Source organism: Dysgonomonas sp. (assembly GCF_035323175.1).
GTDB lineage: Bacteria > Bacteroidota > Bacteroidia > Bacteroidales > Dysgonomonadaceae > Dysgonomonas.
On sequence record NZ_DAOKYH010000004.1, the window covers coordinates 51,452 to 71,321 of the forward strand.

10 protein-coding genes are annotated in these 19,870 nt (G+C 34.0%); all 10 read left to right on the forward strand.

Features of this window, described 5'->3' with window-relative positions; translation table 11 throughout:
- The first annotated feature begins 102 nt into the window (after positions 1-102).
- The 10 genes from PKC55_RS07020 (at position 103) to PKC55_RS07065 (ending at position 19,545) form a co-directional block, all read left to right on the forward strand.
- Complete coding sequence (locus PKC55_RS07020) at positions 103-1,929, forward strand: DUF3858 domain-containing protein (RefSeq protein WP_291130021.1); 1,827 nt, start codon at positions 103-105, stop codon at positions 1,927-1,929.
- On the forward strand, positions 1,926-3,890 hold the full coding sequence (locus PKC55_RS07025; RefSeq protein ID WP_291130019.1) for a transglutaminase family protein: 1,965 nt from the start codon (positions 1,926-1,928) through the stop codon (positions 3,888-3,890). The genes PKC55_RS07020 and PKC55_RS07025 overlap by 4 nt, the downstream gene beginning before the upstream one ends.
- 975 nt (positions 3,891-4,865) lie before the next feature.
- The gene (locus PKC55_RS07030) at positions 4,866-5,891 is read left to right on the forward strand and encodes a helix-turn-helix domain-containing protein (protein ID WP_291130016.1); all 1,026 of its coding nucleotides are present in this window, start codon (positions 4,866-4,868) and stop codon (positions 5,889-5,891) included.
- A 765-nt stretch (positions 5,892-6,656) separates the two neighbouring features.
- Positions 6,657-7,244, forward strand: a complete 588-nt coding sequence (locus PKC55_RS07035) for a DUF3575 domain-containing protein (RefSeq protein WP_252637454.1) — start codon at positions 6,657-6,659, stop codon at positions 7,242-7,244.
- Between the two features lie 6 nt (positions 7,245-7,250).
- A complete protein-coding gene (locus PKC55_RS07040; RefSeq protein ID WP_324372427.1) occupies positions 7,251-8,714 on the forward strand; it encodes a DUF3868 domain-containing protein in 1,464 nt (487 codons plus the stop codon).
- A gap of 65 nt (positions 8,715-8,779) precedes the next feature.
- On the forward strand, positions 8,780-10,414 hold the full coding sequence (locus tag PKC55_RS07045) for an Mfa1 family fimbria major subunit (protein ID WP_291130007.1): 1,635 nt from the start codon (positions 8,780-8,782) through the stop codon (positions 10,412-10,414).
- 98 nt (positions 10,415-10,512) lie between these two features.
- Complete coding sequence (locus tag PKC55_RS07050) at positions 10,513-11,484, forward strand: FimB/Mfa2 family fimbrial subunit (RefSeq protein ID WP_291130005.1); 972 nt, start codon at positions 10,513-10,515, stop codon at positions 11,482-11,484.
- Positions 11,485-11,521: 37 nt separating this feature from the next.
- Positions 11,522-12,820 carry a fimbrial protein gene (locus PKC55_RS07055; RefSeq protein WP_135106036.1) on the forward strand — a complete coding sequence of 433 codons (1,299 nt, stop codon included), beginning with the start codon at positions 11,522-11,524 and terminating at the stop codon, positions 12,818-12,820.
- Positions 12,821-12,832: 12 nt separating this feature from the next.
- A complete protein-coding gene (locus PKC55_RS07060; RefSeq protein WP_291130001.1) occupies positions 12,833-13,771 on the forward strand; it encodes a fimbrial protein in 939 nt (312 codons plus the stop codon).
- Between the two features lie 116 nt (positions 13,772-13,887).
- Entirely contained in the window at positions 13,888-19,545 is a 5,658-nt protein-coding gene (locus PKC55_RS07065; RefSeq protein ID WP_291129998.1) for a cadherin-like domain-containing protein, read from the forward strand.
- Positions 19,546-19,870 lie beyond the last annotated feature (325 nt).

Below are 19,870 nucleotides of genomic sequence, written 5' to 3' on the forward strand. Positions count from 1 at the left end.
AGAATACATTTTGTTACATAAATCAACAAAAATTCAATATTGCGTTCACATTTTTTATATATTTACAAACAAATCTTAATTTACCTACTTAGCTTGTTAATCATGAAATTTGTCGCAATTGTAATCTTATATATAATACCTCTTTTTGCTGTATCTCAAGATTTCAGAAGTGAATATATAAAGTATAAAAGTTATAACCAAATCAAAGGTGACAAATTGATAAGAACAGATTCTGTTATATTACAGATTAATGAACGAATGGGCGATCATGATGCCGAGATACTTATCAACTATAGTAAAGGCGATAAAGTTTCTGTAGGAGATGCCTGGATAGAAGATATGCAGGGCAATATTGTAAGGAAATTAAAGAATAAAGAAATAACAGACAGAAGCTCTATTTCAAATATCTCTTTATACGAAGATGATTTTGTTAAAACTTTTGAACTGAAACACAATCAATATCCTTACAGAATTGTCTATTCGTTCAGAGTAATTTATTCTAAATTTCTTAATCTTGCCTCTCTCAATTATACAAATTCACGGACACCTATAATCTCAGGAGAACTTGTTGCTGAAGTACCAATAGATCTGCCTATTACATTTAAACAAAGAAACACAGATCCTCCGGCTATAGATACTATAAACAATAATATCAGATATGTTTGGAAATATAATTATAGACCTCTAAAAACAAAAGAACTAAACGCTTCACCAAACAATACCGAAGCTCCCATAATACACGCTGCTCCTATCAATTTCAAATATGGAGTAGAGGGCAACAATGAGAATTGGAAATCATTTGGAAACTGGGTATACAGATTAAATAGAGGCAGAGATATCCTACCCGCATCAGAGCAAGCAAAGATAAACTCGTTACTCTCAGACGTAACAGATGATAAAGAAAAGGCAAAAATCTTATATCAATATCTGCAGGATTATACTCGCTACATAAACGTTAGCATCAATATAGGAGGAATGCAAACATATCCGGCCAGCTATGTCTCTACCAACAAATATGGAGATTGCAAAGCTCTCACCAACTACATGCAGGCAATGCTCAAATATGCAGGAATAAAATCATATTACACATTAATATTTGCAGGAGGACAAATAGTTGACGTAGATACGACTTTCCCCTCTCAGGTATTCAATCATGCTATTCTTACAATTCCTTTCGAAAAAGATACGATTTACCTTGAGTGTACTTCAAAAAATACGCCATTCGGATACATGGGGACATTTACTCAAGCTCGCAAAGCTTTACTTATTGATGAGAATGACAGCCATTTTGTAAACATTCCTCCTTTAAACCCAAACGATGTATTATGCAGCCGTTCGATTCTTGTTGATCTCAAAACATCTGATGTAAAACTTACATCAACAGCTAGAGGCGACAATTATGAAAGTTTAATCTATCTGGCTTCCGATATTAATAAAAATACGATTGATAAATATATACGAAATACTATTTTGACAGGTTCATACGATCTTATTAATTTCAATTTAGAGAAGGCAGCTTCTGATAATCCTTCTATAAAACTGAATGCTGAGTGTCAGTTTCATAATTTATTGAAAAAATATGGGGACAACTTAATTATTGAGCCTTTTTCTATAGAGATACCGACCTATGAGACACCTGATACACGAAAAAGTGATCTCCAACTTGACTATCCAAGTTTTTATAAAGATACTATTTGCTATTCCTTACCTGATGACAAAAAAGTAAAATTGCCGGAAGATATAAATATGGAATCTGATTATGGAAAATACTCTATAGGTTATAAGCAAAAAAACAATGAAGTTTATATATATAAATCGATACTGATTTCATCGGGAAGATACAACCTTATTGAATATAAAGAATTCTATGATTTTATAACGACTGTAAAGAATAATGAACTAAGAAAAATATACCTACAGTACATATGAAAAAGACAATTACAGCTTCTATCCTATTTATAATATCTATTATAAGTGGATACTCTCAAGTTAACTATTCGCAAGAATTCGGAAAAGTCACACAGTATGAAATGTCAATGTCACAATATGAGCAAGATAAAGATGCCGAAGCTGTTGTGATATACGACTTGGGTGATTATTATTTCAGACCAGACGAATCTCGAGGATTCTTGTTATCGATGGAACGTAAAGTAAAAATTAAAATACTGAAACAAGCAGGCACAAAATACGCAAACTTCGAAATACCTTACTATTCAGAGAATAGAGAATGGGAGTCTATCGAAAAAATAGAAGCCATAACATACAACATGGAAGGAGGACAATTAACAAAAACAATTCTCGATCCTAAAAACATATACGAAGAAAAGGTTAGCAATAATCTAAGTATAAAAAAGGTAGCATTAGCTGATGTCCGCGAAGGTTCGGTAATCGAATACAAATATCTAATTACGACTCCTTACTTTTTTAACATGAGAAAATGGGATTTTCAAAAGAAAATTCCTGTTGTTTATAGCAAATTAAAATATAAAGCTATACCATATTATGAGTATACATATATACTAAGAAGTATAAATAAATTTGACGAGTATAAAGCAACACCACTAAATGACGAAATTCGCTTTGGTCATTTAGTTTATAAAGAAATGCAATATGAGTTTGGATTAAAAAACCTTCCCGCATTTAAAGACGAAGAGTACATTACTTCCGAACAGGATTATTTGATAAGTCTTTACTTCCAGCTATCTAAAATATATTATCCAAGAGGAGGCAGCAAAGAAATCATGACTACCTGGCCTGCTATGTGTGATGATTTCTTGAAAGATAATGATTTCGGAAAGTACATAAAGAATAGTGAAAAAGAAGGAAAAAAAATACTGCCCACTTTAAATATCGCAAGCAAAACTCCTCTGGAACAAGTGGAGGCTATAACTAAATATGTAAAAGAAAAATACAATTGGAATGGAAATTATGGTAAACTCAGTGAATATAGTGTTTCCGATTTTATAAAAAAACAAACGGGGAATGTTGCCAATATAAACCTATTTCTAACCGGGCTACTCCGTTCTGCGGGACTAGAAGCATACCCTATAATATTAAGTACAAGAAAGAACGGATCGATAAGCTTATCTCATCCTTTTCAACAGTTCTTTAATTATACAATAGTCCTAGTGAGAATTGGAGAAAAAATATATTATCTCGACGCCACCGAACCGTTACTTTACTATAGTGATCTTCCTGAACGTTGCCTCAATGTAAATGGGCTTGTAGTAAAACCTAAATCTGAAGAATGGGTTAGCATACGACAAAAAGAACTTTCCATTTCACAGAAGAATTTTATTCTAGATATTATTCCGGAAGAAAGTAAAATGAACGTAAAAGCCAGATTTGCCGGGAGAGGACAAAAAGCATATAATTATCGTTCAACATATCTAGGGAAAACAGAAAATTTGCAAAAAGAATTGAAAAGCAATAACAATATTGATGTAAAAGGCGATATCAATATCGATGAAAATGATGACTTAGACAAACCTTTTGTTTTCTCTTTCGCATTTGATGCTTCTGTCGAAAATTTATCGGATAAATTATTTATTCATCCATTTTGCAACTTATCCATCAGCGATAACCCTTTTAAGCAAACCAAGCGGACATTGCCTGTAGATATGATATACATGCAAAGTGATTTTTATCGATCTGAAATAAATATTCCTGAAGGGTATAAGATTAATTATTTACCATCACCTTATATTGTAGATGACAACCTGGTCTCAATACAATATACAGTACAAAAAGAGAATAATAAAATAATAATAAATGCTGGTTATACTCTTAAACAGAATATATATCAACCTCAAAACTATATTAGCCTGAAAATGTCTTTTGCTGAGGCAATAAAAAGGTTTTCAGAGATGGTTATTCTTGAGAAAGAGTAACTCTTCAGAGTATATATAAAACGAATAATATAGGATCTATTTTTAATAAGGGAGCAGAAGGAGTTAATCTTTCTGTTCCTTTATTTGTAATACGATATTAACGTATCAATTACGCCGATACTCAACAGTCATCATTGTACACAATTTAATCAGACACCATAGAAAAAAAAACAATAACAATCTAACAACCAACAACATAAACCACAAACAAAAAGATATATGATACTAATAAATAATATTTATATATAAACAATTCAAAAAGATACAATAAAGTCCTATTTTTTTTATTCTTTTGTTGCTGTTTTTAAATAAGAAGTATAAAAGGGTTAGTTTTTTATCGGAAAGTGAATCTTAATAATGTATATTAAGAGATTATGTATGTGTGCATAGTAATACCCTTTCCCTCAATATGGTATAGTGAATTGTAGGTAAACCTTATTAAAGCTTAAAGAATCTCTTATTTGGCTTTTTTAGGGTATATCTCGACCAATTATGAGTAATAGCAAGCTTATATTCTTAAACTGTATCAACAAAGTAGCCATTATCTGGTAAAAAACAATCAGAAGAAATCATCGCTTTCTATCTATTATCTTCCTTCTATAATTATTAATATTATAAAAACAAAGAAATCCTTATTTTTTTCAAAGTCAATATTTGCATCATAAACCACATAAAACAACGATTAATGCATTTTTAACAATATAAATAGATTAAATACGAATTCGGATTATATAAATAATACAATATGGTTTTAAATTTAAGAATAATAGGATTTTAGAAAAAAACATGTGTATAATACTCAAAAAATGAAACTACACATCATTAAGCAATCTGTATTTTTGCAATTAAACAAAAGAATACACTTTAATTAGTCACAAACATTTAAGTCTTAACTCAACTTAGGCATTGAGATTATAAAAACACACTTTTTTCTTTTGATAAAATACTAAATACTAATATTATAGAGGAAATAAAATGAATAATTTAGATTTTAATAATGTGAGGGAGACAAAAATAGATAACACAGTTCATAAAAAACTAATTAATGCCATCAGAACAGTAATTGTAGAAAAAGAAACACTAACTAAATCAGACAAAGAAAAAGTAGCTTCAGTTCTTGCAGACATCCTCTGCCTTGGTAAAGAGTCGGTTTATAGAAGACTTAGAGGAGAGGTTCGCTTTTCTTTTGACGAAGTTGCATTGATTGCCAAGACTTTATCATTTTCGGTTGATAATATTATTGGGTCCCAAATAAATGAGAAAGCTATTTTTGAGATTAATTTAATAGATGCAAACCAGATAAACAGTGCATATACCAAAACATTGGAGAATGATATCAAAATCATCAAGAATATAAACAAAACCAAAGATTCAGTGTTAAAGTGTGCTTTTAGTAACCTGCCTTATCTATTTTATTTACATCATCAAAACTTATCAAAACTCAGACTTTTTAAATACGCTTATCAAATTAAGAAAAGTCAACCTCTACCATTCAAAGACTTTATTATTGATAAAGAGGTTTTTAATGCTCAAAAAATATTAACTTCGGAATTAAAAAAAATAAGACATTCCAGCGTCATCATCAGTCATGATATATTCTCGTCTATTATTAGAGAAATCAATTATTTCTACAATCTCAATTTACTAGATGAACATGATTTAATCTCTTTAAAAGATGAATTAAACGATTTGTTAAACGAATTATATACATATACTGTATCAGGACAATATGCAAACGAAGCAGACCTATTCCTTTATTTATCAAATGTAGATATTGAATCATCGTATATATTACTTGAAGGTAATGGTATCGCTCTGGCACATCTCGCTATTTATGGAATCAGTGGTATGAATTCTCAGAATAAAAACATTAGAAATGTTCATAATGAATGGATTGAATCATTAAAAAGATACTCTACCCTTATTACTTTTGGCGGAGAAATTCAAAGACACAATTTTTTTAAGGAACAAAAAAATATTATTAATACTATACATCCTTAATTCTACATTTTGTATATACAAAACACGAAAAGAAAATCAGATACAATTTAAAATTGACAATATACACCTTGCACAGTATTTATAAATAATAGTGTAAGGTGTTTTTCATTTACACATATCAATACTAAGTAACCGTCATCCAGCTAACCAACTAACATATAACAATTAACTCTAAAAAAATAGTAGAAAAGCCTCTAAAATAATTAGAGGTAATTTGACTTTGTGACATTTTTTCTTCAGCAAAATAAGTTTTCACTTTATCTGAACTATTTATAAAATAAATTAAAATACATATATGTATTAAAGAATCATAAAATGCATTTACATATTAATTAAATAAATAAAACAACAATTTCTGCATTTTAACTATTACCTCGCATCACATTATCGTATAATAATGTAAAAATACATGGAAATTAGAAACCAAAAACTGCAATATTCTACAAAAATGCACATATAATAAAGTTATATAAATAGATATTTGTACAAAGCAAAATAACATAAACAGCCTTTTAATTATTTAATTTTCAATAAAGATTTTCTAAATTTTATGAAATACAAATAAATAGTGGCTACAAATAATAGAATAAAAGATTACAAATATGCGCAAATTTTATATTAAACACGGTTTAGAGACAAACTGTAGGGATAAATGTTGCTATAACAGTAAAGAAATAGAGTTAATTGGTTTTATTTTTTATAAAATTACAGGAAATGCCTTTCGAATTTATTAACAAAACACTGGTCATTATATATCTCAAGAAAATGAATATTTATCAACAATTAAGAAGTGCCTGTTTAGCCTTTTTGATTTTTTTTAGCTTTTCTACTGTTGTAAAAAGTCAGGAAATAGCTATAAAAACAAATCTAGCTTATTGGGCAACCACAACGCCTAACTTAGGGCTAGAAGTTGGTTTAAGTAAAAAGAGTACGCTAGAAATTGGCGGAGGATTAAATGTATTCTCTTTTTCCGATAATAAGAATTTTAAGCATTGGCTTGTTCAACCCGAATACCGTTGGTGGTTTTGTGAATCATTTAACGGACATTTCTTAGGAATACACGCACATGCTTCTCAATTCAATGTGGGAGGCTGGGATATTCCTATCGGACGTTTAGATGTCCTTAAAGATAAAAGGTATGAAGGTTATCTATACGGAGGCGGTATAAGTTATGGTTATCAATGGGTAATCAGTAACCGTTGGAATTTTGAATTCAATATCGGAGCCGGTTATGCTCGTATTCATTATGATGAGTATCCATGCGAAGAATGCGGTACAAAGTTAGATGAAGGAAATTATAATTATTGGGGAGTAACCAAGCTAGGCCTATCTTTTATTTATTTCTTAAAATAAAGATTCATGAAAAGAACTATAATCTTAAAAATATATTTGTTTGTATCGTTGGCAGGATTTATAATACCTGTACACTCACAAGCGCAATCCGAGCAAGTTAAAGTATCCGGAGAGCACTTTATTAAACAAGATAATAAAGTTGCCATTAAAATGGATGTCATTCTGGATGAAATACATGTAAATAGAAATGACATGGTTATTTTAACTCCAATACTTAAGTCTAATCAAAACAAACTGGATAGTCTAAGCCTCCCTCCTGTCGTTGTAACAGGGAGCTTACGAAATAAAATATTGAATCGTAACAGCACATTCGGAAAAGATCTTCCTTTTAGTACTGAGCCTAATGCTATAATAAAAAGAAATAACAACACAGCTCAATCCATAGACTATAATGTATCTGTACCTTACAGAGCATGGATGGACGATGCTTCCATATCTATGTTGCGAACAATCTCTGGTTGTGCAAATTGTTATACCGTATCAAACGATCAGCTAATAGCGCAAAACATACTACCCAAAAGAGATCTAGCATCTTATCAACTCTCGTTTATTGTTCCTGAAGTAGAGGTAAAATCTCGAAAAGACCGACATACTGCAACATTTAATTATATTGTCGATCGTTATGAGCTACTTCGTGATTTCGGAAACAATCAGAGTGAGTTCGATCAAGTAGACAGAGTTATTGGCGAAATACAAAACAATAATGATCTACAGATAACTGAATTTAGTATCGCAGGATATGCTTCTCCCGAAGGTGGATTTGAGCATAACAAAGTACTATCAGAAAACAGGGCTAATTCTTTTGCCGACTATCTTGTTACAAAATTTGGCATCACCCGCAATAAATTTACTGTAGAGGGCTTTGGTGAAGATTGGGCAGGGTTGAAAAATGCTGTTTCTGCATCTAATTTTTCTAATAAACAAGCTATTTTAGATATAATAGACAAGACCTCGAACCCTGATGCTCGCGATGCAAAATTAAAGAGGTTATCGAATGGAGAAACCTACCGAACATTATTGAACGAATATTATCCTCCATTACGCCGTACAGAATATGCTATTGCTTATGTTGTTCGTCCATTTAATGTTGAAGAAGCCAGACAGATTATTAAAACGAACCCAAAACTACTTAGTTTGAATGAAATGTATCTGGTAGCCCATAGCTATCCAACTAGCAGCAAAGAATTTAGAGAAGTGTTTGATATTGCAGTAAGATTGTATCCTGAAAGTGATATCGCTATAATGAACTCTGCCGCTGCAGATATTGAAGGTAAAAATCTAGATGCTGCAATTGACCGTCTAAATAAAATAGAACGTAATCCTAAAGCTTGGAATAACCTTGGTGTAGCCTATATATTAAAAGGAAATACAGAGAAAGCTTTAGATTATTTTGCGAAAGCAGCCGATAGTGGCAGCATCGATGGAAAGAAAAATCTTGAAACACTACAAAAAGCAATCAATATAAAATAAATATAAGCAAAATATTTAATTGTAAAATTTCAGAAAGTAAAACATGACGTAATAATTTAAAAAGAATGAAAAAAGCAAAACTATTCTTAATAGCTGTACTAGTCCTAGGGCTTGCTTTTACAGCCTGTAGCGATGATAATAATTTAAATTCACCTACTGAACAAGAGGCTACTACAAATGTTAGTATCACTCTTAGTATGTCTTCGAACACAAGAAAAAGTTTACCGGACGACTATCGTTTGATTGGAGAATGGGCGGGAAGAGATGACATTACCAAAGTGGCTATTTATCTTATTGACGGTGCTTCCGTAACTGCTCAATCTTTTAATGTAGGAACGGATTATAAAAAAGAAGTAATAAGTGGGCAGGTGACTCTAGTTCCTCAAGAATCGGCTGCCATTAAAACAACTGCCGGAGTTAAAAAGGTTTATGTATTAATAAATGGAACGACAGAGGTTGAAAATGCTTTGGCTAAAACACCTGTTGCTGAATTCGAGAATGCATATGCTCAAGCTGCTTTGTATATAGCTAATTCGGGTACAAGTACAACTGTAAGTACTTCTGCAGAAAAATTAGCTATAAAAAATGGAACAACAGACGAGAAAATTCTAATGACTTGTGTTGAACCTAAAACAATTGATGTCGTTAATAATGTGTCTGCTGCTGAAACTACTGCCGCTGCATCTCCTAAAAACCGTGTTAGTCTAGTTGTAGAAAGAACTGTTGGACGTGTTATGGTATCCACAGAAGGACTAACTTATAATGTTCCTGCAGGAAACGGCTCTACCATCTTAGGTACAATTTCTGAAATCAAATGGGTATTGGCACAAGGAGAAAGCTCTCTTTATCTTCAACGTAAAGCTGATTTCGCAACACCTAATTTTGGATGGGTACCAATTACCGATGCTCAATATTGGGGTACCGAAATTACAGGTTCAAGTTCGAAATATGATTACTCAGGTTTATTCGAAGAATATGATCCAACAACTCAGTTTGGAGGAACTAATGTTGCTACTATGAGTGACTATGCAACAAATCCATCATCGGCTATAACAGATGAATTAGAAGCTAGCTTATCCGGTAAATTTATCCTGCCAAACACTCACGCCTATGGAGCCGGAAATGAATCCGGTTACAAGAAGGGTAACACTGCATATGTTCTTATCAGAGCTAAATTCACTCCTTCTGCTGCGGCTTTTGCTGACGGAGAAACTTATACAGCAGGTGATGACTTCTTCGTAGGAGCGAATGGTAAATTTTATGTGAGCGCTGCAAATGCAGTAACACCAAGCAAAGGTGGTGTAACCGGACAAACTGTAGCAAGATACGTAAAAGGTAAAGTATTGTATTATGCATGGGTTAATCCTGATAATATTCCTACATGGTATAATTCTCCGGTTGTAAGAAATAATGTATATCATATCCATATTACAGGATTTAAAAATTTAGGAACTAACTGGAATCCATTGTTCCCTGAAGATCCGAATAATCCAAAAGGAGAACCGGTAGATCCATCAAATCCGAATGGTCCTAAAAAACCTTTGAATCCCGATCCTAGGCCAAACGTACCAGGTGTAGAGGAACCGGAAAATCCTGTAGATCCAACAGATCCGTTGACTACTCCTGAAACATGGATGAGTGTAGATGTTACAGTATTGCCTTGGCAACTTCATTCTTATAGTATTGATCTGGGAATCTGATTTATAGAAAATTTATAATTCTAATTATATCTGGGGGAAGTAAGGATTCCTTTTTCCCCCAGTCTTTTAAAACATCAATTACATACAAAATGCAACAAATGAAGAATTTGCGAATTAAGATATTGATGACCGCGTTAACATTAAGCGCAATTTTTTGGGGGTGTGATTCTCTTATTTATGACGACTTAGAAGACTGTCCCCAAGGTGTATATGTGAAGTTTTTTTCAATGACACCTTGTGCTGTAGATTCAACGTTCATAGGTGAAGCATCATCACTCACAGTGTTTGCGTTTGATGAAGAGGGTAAACTTGTAACTTCAGTGAGCAAGCAGAATGTAACTCTTAACCGCGATTTTGAAGTGCTTGTTCCTGTTTCGAACGGAAACTTCTCATTTATTGCATGGACAGGAGTAAACGAAAACTTTACAAGAAGCACTTTCTCTTCAGGCATTACAACAAAAAAAGATGTAATGTTAGCTATTAAGTCATCAGAAAGTAGAGCGGCTAGTTTAGGCAATACTGAACGCATTTGGCAAGGTGAAAGCCCAACGGTATTTTTGCCCGATCCTGAAAAAAGTGGATCACTATATAAGCATACTAAAATCAATTTGCGCGAGTTAACCAATCGTGTTAAAGTGATTGTCGAATTTGATTCAACAATCACAGAGTTAAAGCCTCAAGATTTAGCTGTGGCTGTATCATCGGCTAATGGAACTATAAATATAGATGGTTCTATGCCATATAATTCCCCTGTAATATATTATCCTCAACAAAATACTGTTTACACAGATAATAGTGTAACATGGAATTTCTCTATGTTAGAGCTTGTTACCGGATATCATAATAATTTGACTATCAATTATCCCAAAACAGGTCAGCAAGTATTTAATGGAGACCTTATAGGTAGTATTTTGATGAATACTATTAATGGAGGAATTAATTTGAATTGTGAAAACGATTTTACAATAAAATTTGTACTTAAAGATTACTGTGCAGAGTGCGGGACAAATTTCAGTTGCGCAATCTATGTAAACAACTGGCTTGTACATAGCTATAGCACAGATTTATAATTATAAAGCATTCTTTGCTTTAATAATCTATATGATTATGACAAGATTATACTTAATATATATATCACTTTTAGGACTTTCATTATCATTTGCAGGTTGTGATTCTCTAATTTATGATGATCAAAAGAACCCGCAATCCGAGCCGGTAGTTTATCTCTCGGTAACTAAAGCCCAGGCTGAAGGATTAGAGACTTTGAATGCAGATGATGTAGAGTATGAAGACCGGGTTCATGACTTGGCTATGCTGGTCTTCGATTCATCTAGCGGTACAAAGGTGGGTGAATACTTTGATGAAAATATTCCTATTTCAGAAAAAGACAAGTCTTTTATTGTACAACTGAATCCGGGGCCTGGTCAACGTGATTTTTATTTTGTAGCTAATATGCCCATAGCAGCCTTAAAAAGCATAACCACGCGGTCTGCTATGGAATCATATATGAATACCTTTAGAGATTTAGACACAGACTTATATCTAAATGCTACTGAAACAAAAGGGTTCCCTATGTCTCGAATATACAAGAATCAGACCATTACTCAAGGCGGAAATATTTACTCACCCCTACCCTTTCGTCCTAATGGCGAAGACAGAGTAAAACTTATTCGAGTACTAGCAAGACTAGAGGTAAAAATAGACGGTTCTACAACTAATTTGGGCGTAAAAAGCATATATTATAAAAATGCTTACCGACAATTTAGTCTACAATCTCCGTTAACACCAATCGTACCGATTTATTACGAAGATAAACCTTTAAAAAAGGTAGATAATTCGTTTATATATTACATGCCGGAGGCTCTGATGTCAGCTCCTAGCTGGTCGGCAAGCTCTCATAAGCCTGTCAATTACTTTGTTATTGAAACATTGAACGGAACGCTATACGAAATTCCGATCATAACATATGACGGTACCATAGCTGAGAGCGATTATTTGTCTTTTGCCACAGGAAATCAAACAGAAAAACCAGATTATAATATTTACCGTAACCATCATTATTTTTTTAGTATAAAAAAATTACAAACAATCGAGATCATTTATAGTATAGATCCATGGAAGATCAAGCAGAGCGCAACTTACATGGGATATGGCTACAATGTAGGAATTGATGAGGACGGAAAAATAACAATAAGCAATACGATAGAAGCTTGTGCTCCGCATGACATTGTGCTGAAGACAGTCGCACCATTCAAATTTTCTGATAATACGACCGAAAAATCGTTTAATAATTTTGATCCTACTGCATCTGTAGGATATACCCTAAGCACTATTCCTAGCGTGGGAGATGGATCATACCTTCAGGTGTATTACAACGATGCATTGGTAAAAACTTTTAGCAAATAAAAGATAAAGACTATGAATAAAATAATATATGTAACATTCTTTCTGAGCCTTTTCTTTGTTGCTTGTTCAAATGAAGAGACCCCGGAACCAGAATTCGATAACAACAATATAGAATTATCATTAACTGTAAATAATTACATTAAAAATATAACGAAAGCCGAAAGTGATGGAACGGAAGAAGAACAGACTGTAAATGATTTATATGTATTCCTTTTCCCTACTACAGGTTCTCAGACGTTAATTAAATATTATATTTCAGGAGTAACATTTACCGGAGGGTCTTGGAATAGTAGTACAAAGAAGATATCATTGAATCTCACACAGGCTGAGGCTGGTAATAGAAATGTATATATAGTAGCAAATTGCTCTACAATTAAAACAAACCTTGATGGAGTATCAGCTATAGAAGACCTACAAGCTATTTGGCAAACAGTAAATAACCCATGGTCTGCGAACATTACAACCCCATTGTTAATGTCCGGAAATAAGACTCATGATTTCAATACGAACTATCAACTCAATAATGTATCATTAGTTAGGGCCCTAGCAAAAGTTCAACTGAATGTAAAACTTTCTGCGCAACATTATAGTACTCCTATAGTAGACAGCAAAGCTCAATATAGTTACAAATATATTGATTTCGATAAAAATACGTATGTATTTAAACCATCTACAAAAACAGATAATCTAGCAAGTTCTAACGACTGGACAGCTTGGAGTGCAACTGGCTCAGTTTCATCCTATACTTTAGATCAAGGAAATGTTACAAACTTGACATTAATCACTTATATAAATGAAAGAGATAATGCAAGTAGTGCCATAGAGATAAAATTACCATATCAGGCTACGGGTCCATTACCTCCTCCTGAATTTGGTGATGAAACATACAAATTGTTACTGCCATCGAAGATTGAGCGTAATCACTGGTATGTATATGATGTGGAAATTTAAAAATTAATACGAAGGTTTGCAATATAGCCACAAAAGTAAATTAATGATAGATTGGTTAAAAGCTGAATATAAAATATCAGGGATACGATCCAATAAATCTGTTAATTATTTGAATTATGAATAAAAAATACCATACTCAGGTTTATCCGAATCAAAGTTTGAAAGTTGAAAAATACTTTTTTACTCATCATAAAAGATCAAACCTTTATCTATTATTTCTATTATTGTTTTTTACAATATCTGTATCATATATTCATGCTGAAGGTTCCGGTAACTGGAAAGGCTCTGCAACAGTAAGTCGTCTAAGTTCGTTGTATGTTCCCGGAAATACTGCAGGAAATACAGGCTACGATACTCGCGGAAGCATGATGAGGCCTAGTGCAACTACGAATTATGATACGAATCACCGCTTCTATGTTTATGTAAAAGCGGGTGAAACTGTTTACTTTAGCTTTAAGAGTTCGACCACCAGCAATTTTACTTGGTATTATGATAACTCATCGACAGGATATAATACATTTTTCCCTTCAGGACTTTCAGGTTCAGGACAAACGGCAGTTACAACAGCTAATAGTAATTTACAAGGAAGAACGAGTACCAATACAAGTCTGACACAGGCTCAAGCTTTTCTCGGCCCCTCTGCTTTAACGTCGGGAGGTTATTCTACCACAGGAACCGCAAGTGCTACCAATACGAACGCAGGTGGTCAATTTACAAACAATACCGGTCAGGATAGAGCTTTTTGGGTAGAAATGGCTAGTCCGGGTAACACTGGTTGGGAAATTACCGATTGGGATGTTACGGTTGCCTCCGGAACGACCAAGCGTCCAGGCCGTGTATATTGTAGGTATTGGAGTATTTATAGTGGCCTTCCTACTACAGCCGGTCAAACAAATAGTTCTTCGTTTCACGATGATTTTGGATTCTATGTACCCGTAGATAATACATATTCTGCACAAACAGACGATTATTATATTAAGTATGTCAATTTTGGAAAATCGAATGCGGGTTATGTAGTATTTTTTGCTAATGACTCCGGACCACTAAACGAGAAATTAGGGAATGGAGAACCCAATATTGAAGAAAACCGCAAGTCTATTAAAGGAACATCCAATCGCTATCAATATCCTTTATTTGTTGCAGAACCGGATGAATCTATTTGGAAAACTTCACGAGGTCCGGTTGCAACTACAGACGTAAGATTTGGAAGAAAAGCGGATGCTACAGGTGGAGAAGCATATTTTATCGTATATGTGGATACTCCCGGAATTCTGGATATCCTAGTAGACATTGATGGCTCAGGAAGTTACTCTACTGGTGATGTTCGCCTTTTCAGATACTTTAATGATGCAGGAACCTATGATGTGTATTGGGATGGGAAAGATGATAATGGCAACATTGTTCCGGCAGGGACTGTTATTAAGCTATTCACATCAGCAAATTTCTTCCCAGTCCATTTCCCTGTCTACGATATGGAACAAAGTCTTGGGATAACAATGAAAAACATCAGACCGGTAGATATGAATAAAGCCACAGTTAAACTGTATTGGGATCATAGTAAAGTTTACACAGGGGGTCCCGGTAACAGAAATACCAATTGGTTTACAGTTCCAGCTAATCAATCCGGCACTTTTGCTAATAATAATGTACAATCTCCGGCTATAAATACTACGGGGGCTGATAGCCCTGCGAATATCTGGTGGGCTAGTGGAAATAATGGTATTGGGAATGAAAATACATTTAATGTTTATGCAGGGTCATGGATGGAAACGATGGAGTTGAATTTTACATTCAACTGGGATAAGTCTGATATAGAAGTCGTCAAAACAGTTAGCAACTCTACGCCGGCCATAGGAAGTGAGGTTACTTTCACGATCAAAGTAGCCAACAAAGGTATGATGTATTCTCAGAATATAACGGTAGACGATTTATTACCTTCGGGGTATGAATATGTAAGTCATACAGCCTCTATGGGCTCAACTGTTACACCTTCACCTATAGGAAGTAATGATCCCGAAGTTTGGAATCAACAACAAACGACCTATGATCCAATTATCGGAATATGGACTGTATATGATATACCATATGATGCACTTGATCTAAGCAAAAACGAAAGAGTATTAACTATTAAAGCGAAGGTACTCAAATCGGGTATATATAATAATACAGCAGAAGGATATCCGCAGACAAAAGAATCAGATCCAGATCTAAGCAACAACATTTCAACAGTTACGATAAATCCAACGAATACAACGAATGCTGTTAATGATATTAATGTAACACAAGAAAACAAATCAATCAGCGGAAATGTATTGACCAATGATTTCGATTTGGAAGGACATACCCAGACCGTTACTTCTACAGGTTCTTTCACAACAGTAAACGGTGGAACAATTGCAATAAATGCAAATGGCACTTATACATATACCCCTGCTAATGATTTTATCGGAACCGATTCTTTTACTTATACTGTATGTGATGATGTTCCTGCACCTCTTAAAGCATGTGCAACAGCAACAATTACAATCAATGTTATTCCAGAACGAGACCCATCGATTAATAACAATGTTGTAGCAAATGACGACACAGGTGTTACCGAACAAGATAAGCCTGTATCCGGGAATCTTCTAACGAATGACTTTGACCCTGACGGAGATAATCTAATTATAAATACAACCCCGACAACCCCTCCTTCACATGGTACAGTTACAATATCATCAGACGGAACATATGTCTATACTCCAGATGCTGGCTTTAAAGGTGTAGATACTTTTGTATATGAAGTATGTGATGATGGAGACCCTGCAACATGCGACAGAGCAACAGTAACAATTACTGTATTACCAAAAAGTGATAAGACAAATCATACCTATGCAAATGATGATGCTTATTATAGTGAAGTAAATAAAACAGTAAATGGAAACGTATTACTGAATGATTTTGATCCCGAAGGCGATAACCAGATAGTAAACACTACTCCGGTTAATGCTCCGGTTCATGGATCTTTAGTTCTAAATATTGATGGTACGTTTACTTATACTCCAAATAATGGATTTACAGGAACAGACAGTTTCGTATATGAAGTATGCGATAATGGCACTCCTGTAGCTTGTGACAAAGCGACTGTATACATTCACGTAAATCCAGAACCAGTATCTCCAAATACAACTTATGCAATTGATGATATTAATATAACGTATAAGAATATATCTGTTGGTGGTAATGTATTGACCAATGACTTTGATCCGGAAGGAAACTCACAGACTGTGACCAATAATGGATCAATAACTACGACTAAAGGTGGAAACGTTATACTAAATGCTGATGGAAGTTATTTGTATACTCCAAAGAATGATTTCGTAGGAGAAGATAGCTTTACATATACAGTGTGTGACAATGGTGTTCCTCAAGCATGTGACCAAGCGACAGTAACAATCAAAGTAATTCAAAAAGCAGATCCAACAATAAATAATAACATCATAGCGAATGACGACGAAGCCGTTACCAGAAAAAACAGAAGTGTTTCGGGCAATGTACTAACCAATGATTTTGATCCTGATGGTGATAATATGATTGTTAATACAACTCTGATAACTTCTCCTACTAATGGTTCGGTTACAATAGCTGAAGACGGAACATATACATATACTCCTAATACCGATTTTGTAGGTCAAGATTCTTTCGTTTATGAAGTATGTGATAATGGTGATCCTGTAACTTGTGATCAGGCTACAGTGACTATAACAGTAATATCAGACCAAAGTGGTCAAGTAAATTATACTTTTGCACGCGACGATGTTTTCTACATTGATGGGAAAAAAACATTAAACGGGAATGTCCTGGATAATGATTTCGATCCCGAAGGAAATGAACAAGTCGTAAATACAACACCTGTCAGCAGTACTTCCAATGGTACTCTTACTTTAAATGCAAACGGAACATTTTCTTATGTTGCCAATGACGGATTTAAGGGAACAGACAGTTTTATATATGAAATATGCGATAATGGTACACCTCAGGCATGTGACCGTGCAACTGTTTATATTGTAGTAAATATACGTAATTACTGGCACGGTACAGTTGATACAGATTGGACAAAAGAAAATAACTGGACAGCCAACTATGTCCCTGTATCGGGAGAAAATATTGAATTTGCAACCGTTTCCAATAACGGATCTTCAGGAAGTGGAAATGGTGCGGGAGCAGCTGTTAATGATCTGTATTTAGATAAAGACCGAATTATTGGAGATCTTACCAATAACTCCGATATGAACCTCGTAGTAACGACCCAAAATCAATTGACGATAAACGGAACCGTCAATGACAGTAACTCTGATAAAGGGACTATAATCGTAAAAACATCTCCGGATGAAGCTACAGGCACACTTATTTTTACCAATCCGGCAACAAACTTAGCAGTAAATGCTACTGTCGAATTCTATAACAAAGCATACGAATGTTCTACTTGTGGTTACTATAAGAGACAATGGCAATATTTCGGGATACCGGTAAATAGCTCTGAATTTCCTTCTACCGGAGTAGAAACTGTAAACCAATGGGTAGAGCCTTACAGCGGAGACAAATGGCGTCCTGCACCATATAGCCCGGATACTCAATTAAAAGCATTCAAGGGTTATGAAATGACCAATAGTGCTACTTCTTTACCTGACAAAATATATAATTTCACAGGTACACTAAATGTAGCTGATGCGATTGTGCCGTTAACAAAAACTTCGAATGTGAATTATTCAGGCATGAATTTGATCGGTAATTCATATACAGCAGCAATCCCGATCTCAACAGATGCAATTACTTTTGGCACCGGACTATTGGAAGAAGAAACTGTATACTTATTCAATACAGGAACTCGTGACCAATGGCGTAAGCTAAATGGATCTACTGCTACCGGTATTAGCGGAGGACAATATCAAGCTGTACCATTCAGCTTGGCTGGTCAGGCAACTTTACCTGATAGGATCTTATCGATGCATACATTCATGTTGAATGCTAAAACATCCGGTTCGATAACTTTGAAATACGCTAAATTAGGAAAGAACGAATTGATTAATCAATCAGCATGGCGTTCATTAAAAAGTAGCAATAGCGAAGCTTATCCTCATATTATTATGGATGTAATAGGTGATTCATCGGCCGACCGCGTATGGTTGTTCGAAAATCCGGCAACTACAAACGGATTTGATAATGGTTGGGATGGATACAAGTTACTAGAAAATGGTTTGACTCAGATTTACGTATCAGGTACAAATAAAGAGAAGTTCCAAATAGCAACAGTACCACAAATAACAGGTACAGCTTTTGATGTAAAAACTTCAATAAATGAAAATTATACGTTAAACTTATCTGTTACTCCGGATATAGAAAATCGTAAACTATACCTTCGAGATTTAACAACAGGACACATCTACCCTATTGTTAATAATGGAGAATATGCGATTAATGGAAAAAGTAGTTTAGATAAAAATCGCTTCGATATTGTTTCTAGCAACTCTGTACTAACTGACGATGATGAAGGTTCAGCATTAATCAATATTACGGTAAATAACAATGTTATCGTAGTAACCAATATGTCTGAAGTAGATTGTCTGGCTATTGTATATGATCTGAACGGTAAAAAAATATTTAGTAAAAACGTTAAGAAATATAGCTCCGAAAGCTTCACTGACGGTTACTTTATTCAAAACAGCATTTATATAGTTAAAGTAGCAGATAATAAACAGACAGTAAAAAAGACTAGCCGGATATTTATGAAATAAAAGCTGGGGTAATAATTCTGATTAAAACGGAAAATAAAGAAAGAGACATTCTTAAAATATACTATCAACCAAGATAGTAGTGTAGTTTTGTAAAAGTTTTTGAGAACCTATGAGTCGTGAGATTCGTAGGTTCTATTTTTATTATTAATAATTAGAGATTCAGTGCTGAGCGATATTTGACCTTTACTTACAAGGTAATTCATCGAATATTTTGTAATATACCATAAGCTCCAATCACTTATTACAAATGACAGAGAAGCTAAATAAAATAAACTTGGATAAGATTCAGTTATTTGTATAGTCTACAAAGAAGAAAGAATGTAGA

Excerpts from the sequence above, each read along its gene's own strand:
- PKC55_RS07020 (WP_291130021.1), top strand. The coding sequence starts at position 103 with ATGAAATTTGTCGCAATTGTAATCTTATATATAATACCTCTTTTTGCT.
- PKC55_RS07025 (WP_291130019.1), top strand. The coding sequence starts at position 1,926 with ATGAAAAAGACAATTACAGCTTCTATCCTATTTATAATATCTATTATA.
- PKC55_RS07030 (WP_291130016.1), top strand. The coding sequence starts at position 4,866 with ATGAATAATTTAGATTTTAATAATGTGAGGGAGACAAAAATAGATAAC.
- PKC55_RS07035 (WP_252637454.1), top strand. The coding sequence starts at position 6,657 with ATGAATATTTATCAACAATTAAGAAGTGCCTGTTTAGCCTTTTTGATT.
- PKC55_RS07040 (WP_324372427.1), top strand. The coding sequence starts at position 7,251 with ATGAAAAGAACTATAATCTTAAAAATATATTTGTTTGTATCGTTGGCA.
- PKC55_RS07045 (WP_291130007.1), top strand. The coding sequence starts at position 8,780 with ATGAAAAAAGCAAAACTATTCTTAATAGCTGTACTAGTCCTAGGGCTT.
- PKC55_RS07050 (WP_291130005.1), top strand. The coding sequence starts at position 10,513 with ATGAAGAATTTGCGAATTAAGATATTGATGACCGCGTTAACATTAAGC.
- PKC55_RS07055 (WP_135106036.1), top strand. The coding sequence starts at position 11,522 with ATGACAAGATTATACTTAATATATATATCACTTTTAGGACTTTCATTA.
- PKC55_RS07060 (WP_291130001.1), top strand. The coding sequence starts at position 12,833 with ATGAATAAAATAATATATGTAACATTCTTTCTGAGCCTTTTCTTTGTT.
- PKC55_RS07065 (WP_291129998.1), top strand. The coding sequence starts at position 13,888 with ATGAATAAAAAATACCATACTCAGGTTTATCCGAATCAAAGTTTGAAA.